At 69.3% G+C, this 14,718-nt stretch carries 14 protein-coding genes; 1 reads left to right on the top strand and 13 read right to left on the bottom strand.

The window, feature by feature from the left end; all coding sequences use genetic code 11:
* Positions 1 to 248: 248 nt before the first annotated feature.
* The 5 genes from urtE to urtA form a co-directional block, all read right to left on the bottom strand.
* The gene (gene urtE / locus ABFX81_RS33205) at positions 249 to 941 is read right to left on the bottom strand and encodes an urea ABC transporter ATP-binding subunit UrtE (RefSeq protein ID WP_086853019.1); all 693 of its coding nucleotides are present in this window, start codon (positions 939 to 941) and stop codon (positions 249 to 251) included.
* 5 nt (positions 942 to 946) lie between these two features.
* A complete protein-coding gene (urtD, locus tag ABFX81_RS33200; RefSeq protein ID WP_086853021.1) occupies positions 947 to 1,720 on the bottom strand; it encodes an urea ABC transporter ATP-binding protein UrtD in 774 nt (257 codons plus the stop codon).
* The gene (gene urtC, locus ABFX81_RS33195; protein WP_086853023.1) at positions 1,717 to 2,838 is read right to left on the bottom strand and encodes an urea ABC transporter permease subunit UrtC; all 1,122 of its coding nucleotides are present in this window, start codon (positions 2,836 to 2,838) and stop codon (positions 1,717 to 1,719) included. Before urtC ends, urtD begins: the two co-directional genes overlap by 4 nt.
* Complete coding sequence (gene urtB, locus ABFX81_RS33190; RefSeq protein ID WP_086853025.1) at positions 2,835 to 3,719, bottom strand: urea ABC transporter permease subunit UrtB; 885 nt, start codon at positions 3,717 to 3,719, stop codon at positions 2,835 to 2,837. Before urtB ends, urtC begins: the two co-directional genes overlap by 4 nt.
* A gap of 113 nt (positions 3,720 to 3,832) precedes the next feature.
* On the bottom strand, positions 3,833 to 5,086 hold the full coding sequence (gene urtA, locus ABFX81_RS33185) for an urea ABC transporter substrate-binding protein (RefSeq protein ID WP_086853028.1): 1,254 nt from the start codon (positions 5,084 to 5,086) through the stop codon (positions 3,833 to 3,835).
* A 421-nt stretch (positions 5,087 to 5,507) separates the two neighbouring features.
* Between urtA and ABFX81_RS33180 the strand changes: the two genes are divergently transcribed.
* Positions 5,508 to 5,984, top strand: coding sequence for a MarR family transcriptional regulator (locus ABFX81_RS33180; RefSeq protein WP_086853030.1), 477 nt, complete (start codon positions 5,508 to 5,510; stop codon positions 5,982 to 5,984).
* Here the strand turns inward: ABFX81_RS33180 and ABFX81_RS33175 are convergent.
* The 8 genes from ABFX81_RS33175 to ABFX81_RS33140 all read right to left on the bottom strand — a co-directional run bounded on the left by ABFX81_RS33175 (position 5,941) and on the right by ABFX81_RS33140 (position 14,690).
* Entirely contained in the window at positions 5,941 to 7,059 is a 1,119-nt protein-coding gene (locus ABFX81_RS33175; protein WP_086853032.1) for an ABC transporter substrate-binding protein, read from the bottom strand. The genes ABFX81_RS33180 and ABFX81_RS33175 overlap by 44 nt on opposite strands.
* Positions 7,060 to 7,388: 329 nt before the next feature.
* Positions 7,389 to 8,087, bottom strand: a complete 699-nt coding sequence (locus tag ABFX81_RS33170) for a nitroreductase family protein (RefSeq protein ID WP_086853034.1) — start codon at positions 8,085 to 8,087, stop codon at positions 7,389 to 7,391.
* Between the two features lie 276 nt (positions 8,088 to 8,363).
* On the bottom strand, positions 8,364 to 9,098 hold the full coding sequence (locus ABFX81_RS33165; RefSeq protein ID WP_086853036.1) for an NAD(P)-binding domain-containing protein: 735 nt from the start codon (positions 9,096 to 9,098) through the stop codon (positions 8,364 to 8,366).
* Positions 9,099 to 9,209: 111 nt separating this feature from the next.
* Positions 9,210 to 9,803, bottom strand: coding sequence for an SbtR family transcriptional regulator (locus ABFX81_RS33160; RefSeq protein WP_086853038.1), 594 nt, complete (start codon positions 9,801 to 9,803; stop codon positions 9,210 to 9,212).
* Positions 9,804 to 10,045: 242 nt separating this feature from the next.
* On the bottom strand, positions 10,046 to 10,885 hold the full coding sequence (locus ABFX81_RS33155) for an MmyB family transcriptional regulator (protein WP_086853040.1): 840 nt from the start codon (positions 10,883 to 10,885) through the stop codon (positions 10,046 to 10,048).
* A gap of 156 nt (positions 10,886 to 11,041) precedes the next feature.
* Positions 11,042 to 11,791: an SDR family NAD(P)-dependent oxidoreductase gene (locus ABFX81_RS33150; RefSeq protein ID WP_086853042.1), complete on the bottom strand. Its 750-nt coding sequence runs from the start codon at positions 11,789 to 11,791 to the stop codon at positions 11,042 to 11,044.
* Between the two features lie 222 nt (positions 11,792 to 12,013).
* On the bottom strand, positions 12,014 to 13,354 hold the full coding sequence (locus tag ABFX81_RS33145; protein ID WP_086853043.1) for a cation:dicarboxylate symporter family transporter: 1,341 nt from the start codon (positions 13,352 to 13,354) through the stop codon (positions 12,014 to 12,016).
* A gap of 169 nt (positions 13,355 to 13,523) precedes the next feature.
* A complete protein-coding gene (locus tag ABFX81_RS33140; protein ID WP_086853045.1) occupies positions 13,524 to 14,690 on the bottom strand; it encodes an enolase C-terminal domain-like protein in 1,167 nt (388 codons plus the stop codon).
* Positions 14,691 to 14,718 lie beyond the last annotated feature (28 nt).

The raw sequence follows: 14,718 nt of genomic DNA, 5'->3' as shown, positions 1-14,718 counted from the left end.
GGACAAGGCGGAACGGAAGGACGAGGGGTCGACGAGGCGACGGCAAGTCTCTGCCGGGGGCCTGCCGTTACACGCAGGTGACGTGTGTTGCGAGAGTCTCATTCGACGTCCCGGGCAGCGTCAATAGGTTCCGAACAATGTCCGACACGTCGAACAAGCTCGACCGGCTCGTGGTGGTCTACCGGGGGGTGAGCCAAGTGCCCTTCGTGTGGGCAGAACGCCACCCTCCGTGGCGCCTGCCCCTTCCGTCATACGCTGAGCGCCGCCCTGACGGTCTGCTCGGACTCCACTCCGCCCTCGCCGGAGGAGGTCACCCGGCCCGCCTCCAGCACGTAGTACTGCCGGGCGGCCCGCATGGCGAAGCCCACGTGCTGCTCGACGAGGAGGACGGACAGGCCGCCGCGCCGGGTGAGGGCGAGGATCGTCTCCTCGATCTCGGCGACGACGGAAGGCTGGATGCCCTCGGTCGGTTCGTCGAGGAGGAGGAGCCTGGGGCGGGTGATCAGGGCGCGGGCGAGGGCGAGTTGCTGGCGCTGGCCGCCGGAGAGCAGCCCCGCGCGGCGGCCGGACAGCTCGCGCAGGACCGGGAAGAGGTCCAGTGCCTCGGCGATCGCCGCCTTGCCGTCGGGGCGTCCGTCGGCGACGAGTTGGAGGTTCTCGGCGGTGGTCAGGTGCGGGAAGGACTGCTGGCCCTGCGGGACGTACGCCATACCGCGGGCGACCCGCTGGTGCGGAGCGAGTCGGGTGATGTCCTCGCCGTCCAGCAGGATCGTGCCGCTCGTCGGCTTGATCAGCCCCATGGCCGCCCGCAGGAGCGTGCTCTTGCCGGCGCCGTTGTGGCCGAGGACGGCCGCGACGCCGTCCTTCGGTACCGCGACGGTCACTCCGTGCAGCACGGTCGTACGGTCGTAGCCCGCCCGGACGGTGTTGATCTCCAGCATGGGCGTCACGCCTCCTCAGGGACAGCAATGGCTGCGGGCTCGGGTTCGGAGGCGCGGCCGAGGTAGACCTCCTGGACCTTGGCGTCGGCCTGGACCTCGGTGACCGAGCCCTCGCTGAGCACCTTGCCGGCGTGCAGGACGCTGACGCTGCGGGCGAAGGAGCGCATGAAGTCCATGTCGTGCTCGATGACGACGACCGTGTGGTCCTCGCTGACCCGTCGCAGCAGTTCGCCGGTGGCCTCGCGTTCATCGTGGCTCATGCCGGCGACGGGCTCGTCGAGCAGTAGCAGCCTCACGTCCTGGACCAGCAGCATGCCGATCTCCAGCCATTGCTTCTGACCGTGGGCGAGCATGCCCGCCGGGCGGTCACGGAGGTCGGTGAGGCCGGTGGTCTCCAGTGCCTTCGTCACTGCCTCGGGGATGCCCTTGCGGCGCCGCAGCATCGTCATCGGGCCGCGCCGGGCTCCGGCGGCGATGTCGAGGTTCTGCAGGACCGTCAGCTCTTCGAAGACCGTGGCCGTCTGGAAGGTGCGGCCGATCCCGAGGCGGGCGATGCGGTGCACGGGCTTGGCCAGCAGTTCCTCGCCGCCGAAGCGCATGGACCCGGTGGCCTTCACCAGGCCGGTGACCGCGTCGACGAGGGTGGTCTTGCCGGCGCCGTTGGGGCCGATGAGGAAACGCAGGTCGCCGGGGCGGATGTCCAGGTTCACGCCGTCGACGGCCTTGAACCCGTCGAACGTGACCCGCAGGTCGCGGACGGTCAGTCCCTCGCCGCTCATGCTGTCTCTCCAGTCGTACGGGTAGGGATACGGCGCTTGCGCAGGACGGTGACCAGCGAGGCCAGACCACCGGGCAGGAAGCCGACCGCCACAACGAACAGCAGACCCTGGAGGTACGTCCACGCGGCGGGGTAGGCGTCCGAGAGCGTGCTCTGAGTCCAGGCCACCGCGATCGCGCCCAGCACCGCGCCCACCAGGCTGGCCCGGCCGCCGACCGCCGCGCCGATGACGAAGCCGATGGAGGGCACGATCCCGATCAGGGCCGGGGAGATGATCCCGACCGCGGGCACGAAGAGGGCACCGGCCAGACCCGCCATGCCGGCCGCGACGACGTACGCCACCAGCTTGACGTTGGCCGGGTTGTAGCCGAGGAAGCGCACCCGCTCCTCGGAGTCCCGTACGGCGATGAGGAGTTCTCCGTAGCGGCTGACGAACAGCTGGCGGGCGGCGGCCATCAGCAACAGCAGCACTGCGGCGATGATGATGTACACCGTCCGCTGGTTGGCGGGGTCGTTGAGGTCGTAGCCGAAGAAGCCCTGGATGTCGGTCAGGCCGTTGGTGCCGCCCGTGGTGGCCTGCTGGCCGACGAGCCAGATGGCCAGGGCGGCGGCGAGCGCCTGGCTGAGGATCGCGAAGTAGGCGCCCTTGACCCGGCGGCGGAAGACGAGGAAGCCGAGCAGTGCGGCGACCGCCATGGGCAGCAGCACGGTCATGGCGAGAGCGAAGGCCGGGTTGGCGAAGGGCTTCCACCACCAGGGCAGCGCGTCACTGGTGCCGTAGAGCTGCATGAAGTCGGGCAGCGTCTGGCCGGTGGCGGCGGCGTCGGCGAGTTTGAGGTGCATGGCCATGGCGTAACCGCCGAGGCCGAAGAAGACGCCCTGGCCGAGCACCATCAGCCCGCCCCGGCCCCAGGCGAGGCTCACACCGACTGCCACGATCGCGTAGCACAGGTACTTGGCCAGGAGGTTGAGCCGGAAGTCGGAGAGGACGAGCGGGGCCACGCCGAGGAGCAGGACTGCGCCGAGGAGGAAGGCGCTGGGGACGCGGAAGCGTTCCGGGAGGGACGCCGACGGCTGGGCGACGGATGTCGTCTCGGTCGGGGAGGTCGTTGTCGTCATGCCAGGCTCCGGGTGCGCAGTGTGTACAGGCCCTGGGGTCGCCACTGGAGGAAGGCGACGATCGCCACGAGCACGATGACCTTGGCGACGCTGACGGTCGTGGAGTACTCCAGTACGGACTGGAGCACGCCGAGCGCGAAGGCCGTGATGACGCTGCCCTTGAGCTGGGCGATGCCGCCGACGACCACGACCAGGAAGGCGTCGACGATGTAGTTGGTGCCCATCGTCGGGCCGATCGGGCCGACCAGCGTGAGCGCGACACCTGCCACACCCGCAAGGCCCGAACCGATGAAGAACGTGGTGCGGTCGACCCGCTCGGTGGCGATGCCCGACACCTCGGCGAGGTCGCGGTTCTGGACGACGGCCCGGATACGGCGTCCGAGCGGCGTGAGCCGCAGGATCAGCGTGAGGCAGAGGACGCACAGCAGGGCGAGGCCGAGGATGAACAGCCGGTTGTTGGCGAGGGTGATGCCCGCGACCGAGATGTTGCCGGTCAGCAGGTCCGGGGCGGCGGTCTGGACGTTCGGGGCGCCGAAGATGTCACGGGCGAGCTGCTGGAGCATCAGGGAGACGCCCCAGGTGACCAGCAGGGTGTCCAGCGGCCGGGTGTACAGGCGCCGGATGAGCAGCCACTCCAGCAGGGCACCCATGGCCCCGGCGACCAGGAAGGCCAGCGGCAGGGCGACGAGCAGGGAGACACCGGCGCTGCTGACGGACTTCTGCAGGACGTACGTGGTGTAGGCGCCGGCCATGATGAACTCGCCGTGCGCCATGTTGATCACGCCCATCTGACCGAAGGTCAGGGTCAGGCCGAGCGCGATGAGCAGGAGGACGGCACCGATGCTGATGCCGGTGAAGGACTGGTTGAGGATGACCGTCATGAAGCGGCTCCGGAGAAGGACGGGTGTACCGGGTGCGTGCGGGGGTGCGCGGGCGCGGGGCAGACCCGGCCTGGGGGAAGGCCGGGTCTGCCCGGGAAGACGGGCCGAGCGGGTCAGGAGAGACCGGAGGCCCAGTCGTAGCCCTTCAGGTACGGGTCCGGCTTGATCGGCTTGCCCGAGTTCCACACCTCGGTGATGAGGCCGTCCGAGCCGACCTTGCCGATGCGGGCCGTCTTGTAGACGTGCTGGGTGGCGCCGTCGACGGTGACCTTGCCCTCGGGTGCGTCGAGTTCGATGCCGTCCGAGGCGGCCTTCACCTTCGCCACGTCGAAGGAGCCGGCCTTCTCGACCATCTCCTTCCACAGGTAGACCGAGATGTAGGCGGCCTCCATCGGGTCACTGGTCGGCTTGTCCTTGCCGTACGCGGCCTGGTACGCCTTCACGAACTTCTCGTTCGCCGCGCCCGGAGTGGTCTGGTAGTAGTTCCAGGCGGTCAACTGGCCTTCCAGGTACTGGGTGCCGATGCTCTTGACCTCTTCCTCGGCGATGGACACCGACAGCACCGGCAGGCTCTTCGCGCTCAGGCCCGCGGACTTGTACTCCTTGAAGAAGGCCACGTTGCTGTCGCCGTTGAGGGTGTTGAACACGGCGTCCGCGCCGGCGCCCTTGACCTTGTTGACGATGGTGCTGAACTCCGTGGAGCCGAGCGGCGCGTAGTCCTCGCCCATGATCTCCATGCCGTTGGCCTTCGCGTACGCCCTGATCTCCTTGTTGGCCGTGCGCGGGAAGACGTAGTCGCTGCCGACCAGGTAGAGCTTGGTCAGGCCCTGCTTCTTGAGGTAGTCCAGCGCGGGGATGATCTGCTGGTTGGTGGTCGCGCCGATGTAGAAGATGTACGGGGACTGCTCCAGACCCTCGTACTGCACGGGGTAGAACAGCAGCGACTTGTTGCGCTCGAAGACGGGCTTGACGGCCTTGCGGCTGGCGGAGGTCCAGCAGCCGAAGGTGGCGACGACCTTGTCGTCCGTGATCAGGGTCTGCGCCTTCTCGGCGAAGGTGGGCCAGTCGGAGGCGCCGTCCTGGCTGATCGGCTTGAGCTTCTTGCCGAGCACGCCGCCGGCGGCGTTGATCTCCTTGACCGCGAGCAGCAGCGCGTTGTGGACCGTCACCTCGCTGATGGCCATGGTGCCCGAGAGCGAGTTCAGCAGACCCACCTTCACGGTGTCGCCGGAGGTGTCCGCCTTCGCGCCGGAGCTGGACGACGTGTCACTGCCGGTCTTGGCGCCGCACGCGCTGAGGGCGGCCGATGCGCCGAGGGCGGATGCGCCCGCCAGGAGACCGCGTCTGCTGATGCTGAACCCGGACATTCAATACCTCCTTGCCCCGAAGGGCGGTGCGAAATGAGCGGAAGACCCTCGGGAAGGAATGGAGGGAGTGGGCGGGACGCGCTTCAGAGAAGGCAGCGGCGTTGGCGCGCGAGTCCCCCAGCCGTTCCGGGGTGACCTCCGGGCTGGTCGCTGAAGTGCGTCCACAGCCTGCGGCGGAACTGTTTCAACCGCGTTTCTGCGCAATTGAAGAACAGTTTCCGGCGGAAATATCTCGGCAGGTCAGAAAAAGAGAAAAGCCGCCGCTGGCGCCGCATGGTTGACGGCGTCTCAGTGACGGCATTTATTGCTTCCACCGGAAAGGACCAGATTCCGGGATTTCTCTGTCAAGTGTGCGGTGACCGGCGGTAGGGTCACGGCATCCCCCGCCGTGGGGCGTTGCGGACGCGAGCTGAGGAGTGCGATGGCGAGGCGGCCCCATGAACTGCTCCACCTGCTGACACGGGCCGAGCGCCTCTCGGTGCGCCGAGTCCAGTCCGTGCTCGACGAGTTCGACTGCTCCGTGGAGGCATGGCGGGTACTCGACCTGCTCTCCGACGGCGAGGGTCACCATATGACGGCCGTCGCCGACCACGCCTTCCTGCCGGCACCGAGCCTGACGAAGCTGATCGACCAACTCGTCGACCAGAACCTGGTCTTCCGCCGCGTCGACCCCGCCGACCGGCGCCGGGTCCTGGTCCAGCTCACGCCACGGGGCATGGGGCGCCGGCAGCGGCTGTCCCGCGCGGTCCTGGCCGACTGGGGCGAGCCGGAGCCCCTGCTCGCGGAGGACGAAGAAGAGCAGCTGGAGACCCTGCTCAATCTGCTGGCCGGGGCACTGGGGGGCAGCGGCAAAGTCACAACAGCTCGTGGGGAGCGCGCAGTTGGGCGAGCACGTTGAAGTCGAGCCCGTCCGCCTGCGCCAGGTAGATGCGCTGGCGCACATGCCGTCCGTCCAGGCTCAGCAGGCCGCGCGGACCTTCGTACGCGACGTTGTCGGCGGCCGCTCCGATGGCGGCCATGTTCAGGGTGCGGGCCCGTTCGACGAGCGCCGCGAGCAGCCGCACGCCCTCGTAGCAGGACTCGCCGAAGCTGCCGGGCACCGGTGCGTTCATCCCGAAGCGGCCGGCGTACCGCCCGTGGAAGTCCATCGTGTTCTGGTCGGCCAGTGAGGCGAAGAATCCGGCCGTGCTGTACAGATCGGCGGTTGCCTCGGGGCCGCTTGCCAGCAGCATGCTCTCGTCCATGAGCGTGCTCAGCCTGAGGCAGCGCTGGTCGAGGCCGGCGGCGGCGAAGGCCCGGTTGAACCGGACCGCGTCGCTGCCGACCAGGAGCATGAGCACGGCGTCGGCGTCCGCCCGCTCGATGCGCCGCAGGATGCCGGTGAAGTCGTCGGTACCCAGCGGCAGGTACGCCTCGCCGCAGACCCGGCCCCGGCAGTCGCGGGCATAGCGGCGCGCGGCCCGGGCGGTGCGCCGGGGCCAGACGTAGTTGTTGCCGACGACGAACCAGCGGCGCACGCCCCGCGCCTCGGCGAGCAGCCGCATCGCGGGCAGCAGTTGCCAGGCGGGCGTCTCGCTGGTCATGTAGACGCCCTCGGTGCGCTCGCCGCCCTCGTACAGGGCCGTGTAGACGTACGGCACCCGGTGCGCGACCCGCGGCGCCACCGCCTGCCGCACCGAGGAGATGTGCCAGCCGGTGACGCCCTGCACCGCCCCGGTCGCGACCAGGGCCCCGACCTCGTCCGCGACCTGCTGGGGATCCGCGCCGCCGTCGACCTCGAGCAGCCGTAGCTCCTTGCCGAGCACGCCGCCCGCCTCGTTGATCTCCTCGACGGCCAGCCGCGCGCACGCCTCGCAGGTGGGGCCGAAGATCCCGGCAGGTCCCTGCATCGGGTACACGAACGCGACGCTCAGGGTCGACTCGTCGGCCGTGAACCACTCGGAGGCGTGGAGGCGGAGCCGCGGCCGGTGCATGCGCCCATGATTGCCGCACCGCCCTCAGCACCCAAGCGGTCGCCCGGATCGAGACCGATTCGTAGACATGGGGCAGGACGCTGTCCGCGAGGACGGCGCCGTCCTCGCGGACCAGCAGGCGTGTGCGGTCGCCGTCCGTGCCACGCGGTGGAAGTCGTCGGTGCCGCAGCCGTCGGTCAGCACCCGGGACGGGCGGCGCCGCGGTGACGGTCGAGGTCATCGGGCTGATACCTCTCGTACGCCACTGGCGCCACCGTGCGCCACGCTGGCCCGGGCCGGCCGAGTGGCGGCCCGGGCCCGGCGCAGGATGGTTCCGGCGGGCGGAGGAACTACTGCCTGTCGAGCACTCCCGGGGTGTCATGCAGGACCACGCTCCGCCGCAGCGGAACCCGCTCCGTGCGGAGCGTGTTCACCGGTGCCGCCGGGTCGGCCACGCCGAAGGAGATGCCGAACAGCAGCTTGAGCTCCGCGGGAACACCCAGGAACTCGCGGACGGTGTCGGCGTAGACGCCGAGTACGGTCTGCGGGATGCCGGCCAGCCCCCGGGCCGCCAGCGAGAGCAGGAAGTTCTGCGCGTACATGCCGATGTCGCCGGCCGTCCGTACCCCGTCGCCGAGGGCCGGCATGAACAGGAAGGCGGCATGGGGAGCGCCGTAGAACTCCAGGTTCTCGCGGACCGCCGCCCTCCTGCCGTCCCGGTCCGAGCGTTCGACACCCCGGGCCCGGTAGACACTTGCGCCCAGGGCCTGCGACCGCTCGAGGTAGAGCCCATCGCCGTAGCCATCGGTGAAATCCGGGGAGGTCCGTCCCTCCTCCTCGGCCCGAAGCAGGTCTTCGGCCAGGGCGTCCCGCGCCGCACCCGAGACGACGTGCACCGTCCACGGCTGAGTGTTGCTGTTCGAGGGGGCCGTCTGTGCGTCTTCCAGCACGCCGCGGATGTCCGAAGGGGACAGGGCGGTGGGCAGGAACTGCCGGGGGGAGCGTCGGGAGCGTGCGATGTCGGTGAAGGGTGATGCGGTGCCGGGCAAGGCGGTTCCTCTCCATGGCGCGCAGCCACCGCCACGGCGGCAGCAGCTCAGCGCAGTACGGCAGGCCACGCGAGGAGGCAGCCGGCGTAGGGGCCGGGTGCAGGATGCGCCTTGCGGGTGCCGGCAGGCTCGCGGCTGCTCGCAGGCAGCGGCACGCCGAGACTTCTGGCTGCAGCGCCGGGGGCTGTGCGCTCTTCGTGTTCGTCTTGTGTGTTCGTGGCGTGCCGACGCGGCCGCCTTCGTGCCGTTGCGTGCACGAGAGCCGCGTCGGGTGGCTCAGCGGTGGGCGGCGCGGTTCATCTCGACGACGTCCTCCAGGGTGGCCGTGGCCGGGAGGGCGGCGAGGCGTTCCGGCACGCTGTCGCGGATGCGGGCGTCCTTGTCGCGGTCGGCCGCGGCCAGTGCCGCCGGCAGCTCTTCGAGGGTCAACTCGGTGCAGTAGGCGGGGCTGTTCGGCTGCTGGCGCCAGGAGTCGGCCAGCGTGCCGGCGTCGTAGGGGTCGAAGCCGGTGTCGTCCACGAGCCGCATGGCCACACGCCGCGCCTCCTCGGAGTCGCCGGCGACGGGGATGGCGAGGCGGCCGGGCGTTCCGGCCGGAACACCCTTGGTCCGCTGGGTCTCTGCCAGGGCGGCGTTCCACGCCTTGACCACGGGGCGCCCCAGCTGCTCGGCGTTCCACACGCTCTCGATCTCGCCGTTGTCCACGGCCTCGATCTGCCCGCTGAGGTGCGGATAGTAGTTGGAGGTGTCGATGACCACCGTCTCGGCAGGGACCGAGGCGAACAGGCCGGCCAGCTTCCCCGCCACCCCGAAGGGGATGGCCAGGACGATGACGTCCCGGCCCTGGACGGCGTCGGCGAGCTCCGCCGCGCGGGCCCCGGACTCCAGCACATCCGCCCGGACGGCCTCGGGGCCGCGGGCGTCGGCCACCTGGACGTCGTGACCGGCTGTGCTGAGCTTGGCAGCGAGGTTCCCGCCGATGGCACCGGCGCCTATGACAGTAATTTTCATGATTTGTCCCTTGAGAGGTTGTGCCACCCCTGAGGGCAGCGCAATGTGATGGCCGGGTGGTGGTGCCACCTGGCGTTGTGGAGGTCGGGGCGGGGCTGGGCGCCTGAGGTTTTACGCCTGGGTGTCCCGCTGGCGGTAGCCGCTCGCGATGAGCATGCGGAGCCGGTCGAGCGACTCCTCCTCGGTGCCGTTGCCCTTGATCCAGGCAATGGAACAGGCCGCGAGGAACAGGTCTTGCCCCCGTACCGACGCGCGCACGCGCCCCGCGAGCTGCGCGGCTCGCACGTACTGATCGGTGGCGCAGATGAGGATGTCGCAGGGAATCGTGAGCGGGTTGTCCGGCTCCTGAGCCCGGGCCGCGGCCATGAGCGGTTCCGGCAGTCCGCTGAAGGCGCTGAAGTACTCCTCCATCGCCCGCAGCCACTGCTCCAGCGCCTCGGCCGGGTCGCCGAGCTGATCGATGTCCGCCTGGCGGGCCACCAGCTCTTCGGAGCGTGTTTGCAGCACACCCGCCAGCAGCGCCTCCCGGGTGGGGAAGTGCCGGTACAGGGTGCCGGGCCCGACGCCTGTCTCCTTGGCCACCGCCTCGAGGGAGGTGCCGACCCCGTGCTGCAGGAAGTGACGCTGCGCGGTCTCCAGGAGGGCAGCGCGGTTGCGCTGGACGTCCGCGCGGGGCTTGCGTCCCCGCTGTTCAGCGGCGCTCATGCGCCCTCCTGCCTGCCGTGATCCTGCGGCCGCATCAAAACGGATGCTGCCTCCGTATGCATTCGAGAGTAAAACGGAGGGGGCCTCCGGTCAAACCGGAGGCCCGATCACGGAGATGAAGCGCTTGGGCAGGATTGTGCAACAGGGTCAGCAGCGTCATCCGGTTCAGCCTGCACCCCTCCAGGGTGCACTTGTCCGGGCCCTCCCGTGCCGAGCCTTGACCCGTCCCCCGGTCCAGGACGTCAGGGGTTGAGCTGCTGGTGCCCTATGACGGAGAGCAGTTCGAGCTTGCTGTGGCTCTCCGTGCCGGGGCGAGTGGTCAGCACCACCAGGGTCTGGGCGCGGTTCTCGGTGAACAGGAGCTGGGCGTCGACGTCGATGCGGCCGAGTTCGGGATGGAGGATGGTCTTGCAGTCGTCGTAGCGTCGGGCGACCTCCTGACGTTCCCACATGCGGACGAACTCGGAGCTGTGTTCCTGGAGTTCGGCGAGGATCCGGGCGGCCCGGGGGGTGTCGCTGCCGGCTGTCAGCGCGGCCCGCAGGCGTGCTGCCTGGGCGCGGCCGTGGCGTTCACGGGCCTCCTCGGGAACCATCAGACGTTCGTCCGGGTCCATGAACCAGCGGTAGTAGCCGCTGCTGGCCAGACCGGTGTGGCGGGTCTGGTCGCCGAGCAGCGCGACGGCCAACGGGTTCATCGCGAGGGTGTCGACCAGGTCGGTCTGTACCAGGGCCGGGGAGTCGTCCAGGCGGTCCAGGACCCGCATCAGCGTCGGGCTGACATGTTCGGAGCGGTGGAAGCGGGCCGGGGCGTTGTGGCCGATGAGGACGAAGAGATGGTCGCGTTCGTCCAGGGTCAGCCGCAGTGCCCGGGCGAGAGCGGTGGTGATCTGGACGGAGGGTTGCGGGGCACGCTGCTGTTCCAGCCGGGCGTAGTAGTCGGTAGACATGCCGGCGAGCTGCGCGACCTCCTCTCGGCGCAGCCCCTGCGTACGCCTGCGCGGCCCCTCGACCAGTCCGACGTCGCGGGGGCGCAACATCCCACGCCGGCGGCGCAGGAATTCCGCCAGTTCCTTCTTGTCCATGCCCCCATCCTCGCCGCATCCCGGCCGGCTATCCAGAGACCGCCGATCCATGGCTGAGCCCTCCTCTCCCGCCCCGAGAAGCCGCCCCGCACGGCCGACGCCGGGCCACTCGCAGGGAGACGACCGGAAGACGGGCTGCGGCGCCGGTCAGGTCGGTCAGCTGCTGGCGATCATGGCGAGGACGTCGTCGTAGGAGCCGGTGGCCACCGCGTCGCGAATGAACCTGGCGCGCTCGACGACCAACTCCTTCGCGTCAGGCTTCTCGCGCAGCAGATCGAAGGTCTCGGTGAGGAAGTCGTCCAACGGCATGGATTGGTCGTTGTCCTCCTGGCCCAGCAGGGTCGTACGCACGCCCGGCGGGACCACCTCGATCACCTGTACGCCGGCGTCAGCACCGGCGAGTTGGATGCGCAGGCTTTCGGAGAAGGAGTGCAGCGCGGCCTTGGTCGCGCTGTAGGTCGGGGTGCTCTGATACGGGACGAACGCCAGCGCCGAGGTGACGTTCATGACGACCGCGTCGTCCTTGCCCACCAGTAGCGGCAGGAAGGCGTACGTCATCCGGATCGTGCCGAGCAGATTGGTCGCGACATGATCCTCGGCCACCGAAAGTTCGGCAGGGTCGAGGAGGTTCTCCCGCAGCATGATGCCGGCATTGTTGACCAGGACGTTCAGCCCCGGGTGGCTCGCCGCCACGGTCTCACGGGCCCGGGCGATCGAGCCGGGGTCCGCGACATCGAGGACGAGCGCGTCGATGCCCGGGTGCTCGGCCGTGATCTCGTCGAGGAGTTCCTTGCGCCGGCCCGCGACGACCACCTTGTTGCCGGATTCGTGCAGGCGCAGAGCCAGGCCGAGCCCGATGCCCGAGGTTCCGCCGGTGATCAGGACCGTGTTGCCGGTCATCTTCATGGGGGTCTCGCTCCTTCGTTACGGCGGGCCGTTGAGCGCCCGCAGCCCCCGACCGTAGGGGCGCCCGCCCAAGGGCGGGAGAGGAAGGTTTATCCATGGATCGGCGGTCTCCGCCTGACTACCTGCTGCATCAACGGCCATTTCATTCACCTTCGAGACGTCGGCGTCGGCTGACGACGGCAAGGGATGCCGTCGAGGGGTGACCGCACTCGACGGGCCCGGCTACTTGTCGGCGCCGACCTCGGCGGTGTCCAGCTCGGCCTGCGGCGGCGCGGTGGTGCGGGAGTTCAGGACCTTGCGGGCCTGTTCGGTGTCGAAGTCGTTCTCCCACTTGCCGATCACGATGGTGGCGACGGCGTTGCCGAGGACGTTGATGAAGACGCGGCCCTCGTTGAGGATGCGGTCGATGCCGACGATCAGGGAGAGGGCGGCGAGCGGGATGTGGCCGACCGCGGTGACGGTGCTGGCGAGGACGATGAACGCGCCGCCCGCGATCCCGGCGGTGCCCTTGCTGGTGAGCATCATGACGCCGACCATGACCAACTGCTGCTGCCAGGACAGGTCGATGCCCATGGCCTGGGCCAGGAAGAGGGAGGCCATCGTCAGGTAGACCGCGGAGCCGTCCAGGTTGAAGGAGAACCCGGAGGGGATGACGATGCCCACCACGGGCCGGCCGATGCCGAGGATCTCCAGTTTGCGTACCAGCTGGGGCAGGACGGCCTCGCTGGAACAGGTGCTGAGGGCGACGAGCAGTTCGGCCTTGAGGAAGCGGATGAGGCCGAAGAGGCTCAGGCGGCAGGCCCGCATGATGGCGCCGAGGACGACCAGGACGTAGACGACGCAGGTCGCGGTGAACAGGATGATGAGGTAGCCGAGCTGTTTGAGGCTCTCGGCGCCGTAGGTGGCGACCACGGTGGCCAGGGCGCCGAAGGTGCCCAAGGGCGCGAGCCGCATCACCCAGCCCACGATGCGGAAGACGACGTCCGACAGCGCTTTGATGCCGCGGGTCAGCGGTGCCCCTTCCTCGCCGGCCATGTTCAGGGCCACACCGAAGACGATCGAGACCATCAGCGCGGACAGGATCGCGTCCCCGGTGATCGCGCCCAGCAGGGAGGCGGGGATGAGGGAGGAGATGAAGCCGGTGAAGGTGGCGTGCTCGGTGGCGGTCTCGGGCACGTCGTCGGCGTTCAGTGACGAGGGGTCGACGTGCAGGCCGGAGCCGGGCTGGAAGATGTTGGCGACGACCAGCCCGATCAGCATGGACGCCAGGGACAGCACCAGGAAGTAGCCGATCGCCTTCACACCGATCCGGCCGGCCTTGCGCAAGTTGTCCATGGAGGCGATGCCGGTGGTGACCACGCAGAAGACGACCGGGATCACGATCATCTTGACCAGCGCGATGAACCAGTCGTTGAGCGGCTTCAGGTCCTCACCCAGGCCGGGCGCGAGGATGCCGACGGCGATGCCGAGGACGGCGGCCAGTACGACCTGGAACCACAGCTCCCGTATGAGACGGCTCAGCCGTGACCGCTGCGGGCGGCCGCCGGTGGTGGTGCTTGTCATCGTTGGTGCTCCCTTGCACGACGATCGTGTGTAGCCCTGTCCCGTGGGGGGTGGTGCGGGGAACGCGACGCGGCTCGCGCGTCCCCGATCCCGGATGTGGCGCCCGTATCCGACGGCGCCGGCCGACGGCGCCCGCCCGGTGGCGGGCGCGTCCGCGGTGGAGTGGCGGTCAGTTGTGCAGGGCGCGCAGCACCTTGTAGAAGGCGGCCTTGCTCTCGAAACCGATGCCGGGGGTGTCGGTCAGGCCGACGCGGCTCTTCTCGACGACGGCGTCGTCGGCGAAGCCGCCGGTGGGCTGGAACTCGCCCGGGTAGGACTCGTTGCCGCCGAGCTTGAGGGCGGCTGCGATGTGCAGGGAGAACTGGTGCCCGCCGTGCGGGATGCAGCGCCTCGATGACCAGCCGTGCTGACGGAGCATGTCCTGGATGCGCAGGTACTCCACCAGACCGTAGGAGAGCGCGGGGTCGACCTGGATGGTGTCGCGGTCGGGGCGCAGGCCGCCGTAGCGGATCAGGTTGCGGGCGTCCTGGAGGGAGAAGAGGTTCTCGCCCGTGGCGATCGAGCCGGTGTAGTGCTCGGCGACGGTGGCGTTGAGGTGGTAGTCGAGCGGGTCGCCGATCTCCTCGTACCAGAACAGCCCGTAGGGCTCGATGGCCCGCCCGTACTCCAGGGCCGTGTCGAGGTCGAAGCGGCCGTTGACGTCGACGGCCAGCCGGGAGCCGTCGCCGTCCAGGACGTCGATGACGGCCTCGATACGGCGCAGGTCCTCCGCCAGGTCGGCGCCGCCGATCTTCATCTTGACGACGTCGTAGCCCAGGTCGAGGAAGCCGCGCATCTCGTCCTGAAGGTCGGTGAGGGTCTTGCCCGGGGCGTAGTAGCCGCCGGCGGCGTAGACGAAGACGGAGTCGTCGGGCTGCCCGTCGCCGTAGCGCTCGGACAGGTACCGGTACAGCGGCTTGCCCTCGATCTTGGAGGCCAGGTCGAACAGGGCCATGTCCACCACACCGACCGCGACCGAGCGCTCGCCGTGCCCGCCGGGCTTCTCGTTACGCATCATCACGTCCCACGCCTTGGCGTGGTCCAGGCCGCCCCGCTCGTCGAGCAGGCTGCCGGGCTCGGCCTCGAGGAGGCGGGGCAGGACCCGGCGGCGCAGGATCTCTCCGGCGCTGTAGCGGCCGTTGGAGTTGAAGCCGTAGCCCACCACGGGCTTGCCGTCCCGGATGACGTCGCTCTCGATCGCCACGATCGAACAGTCCATGGAGCTGAAGTCGATCCAGGCGTTGCGGATCGAGGAGCTGATCGGAACGACACCCTCGTAGACGTTGGTGATCTTCACTGCGGAGCCTTTCTCATATCTTATAAGA

It is taken from the genome of Streptomyces coeruleofuscus (assembly GCF_039532725.1).
GTDB classification, from domain to species: Bacteria; Actinomycetota; Actinomycetes; order Streptomycetales; family Streptomycetaceae; genus Streptomyces; species Streptomyces coeruleofuscus.
This window is presented reverse-complemented; position numbering and strand designations above follow the sequence as displayed.

Bases quoted from the DNA above. Each gene is read 5' to 3' on its own strand.
- urtE (WP_086853019.1), bottom strand. From the start codon at position 941: ATGCTGGAGATCAACACCGTCCGGGCGGGCTACGACCGTACGACCGTG.
- urtD (WP_086853021.1), bottom strand. From the start codon at position 1,720: ATGAGCGGCGAGGGACTGACCGTCCGCGACCTGCGGGTCACGTTCGAC.
- urtC (WP_086853023.1), bottom strand. From the start codon at position 2,838: ATGACGACAACGACCTCCCCGACCGAGACGACATCCGTCGCCCAGCCG.
- urtB (WP_086853025.1), bottom strand. From the start codon at position 3,719: ATGACGGTCATCCTCAACCAGTCCTTCACCGGCATCAGCATCGGTGCC.
- urtA (WP_086853028.1), bottom strand. From the start codon at position 5,086: ATGTCCGGGTTCAGCATCAGCAGACGCGGTCTCCTGGCGGGCGCATCC.
- ABFX81_RS33180 (WP_086853030.1), top strand. From the start codon at position 5,508: ATGGCGAGGCGGCCCCATGAACTGCTCCACCTGCTGACACGGGCCGAG.
- ABFX81_RS33175 (WP_086853032.1), bottom strand. From the start codon at position 7,059: ATGCACCGGCCGCGGCTCCGCCTCCACGCCTCCGAGTGGTTCACGGCC.
- ABFX81_RS33165 (WP_086853036.1), bottom strand. From the start codon at position 9,098: ATGAAAATTACTGTCATAGGCGCCGGTGCCATCGGCGGGAACCTCGCT.
- ABFX81_RS33160 (WP_086853038.1), bottom strand. From the start codon at position 9,803: ATGAGCGCCGCTGAACAGCGGGGACGCAAGCCCCGCGCGGACGTCCAG.
- ABFX81_RS33155 (WP_086853040.1), bottom strand. From the start codon at position 10,885: ATGGACAAGAAGGAACTGGCGGAATTCCTGCGCCGCCGGCGTGGGATG.
- ABFX81_RS33150 (WP_086853042.1), bottom strand. From the start codon at position 11,791: ATGAAGATGACCGGCAACACGGTCCTGATCACCGGCGGAACCTCGGGC.
- ABFX81_RS33145 (WP_086853043.1), bottom strand. From the start codon at position 13,354: ATGACAAGCACCACCACCGGCGGCCGCCCGCAGCGGTCACGGCTGAGC.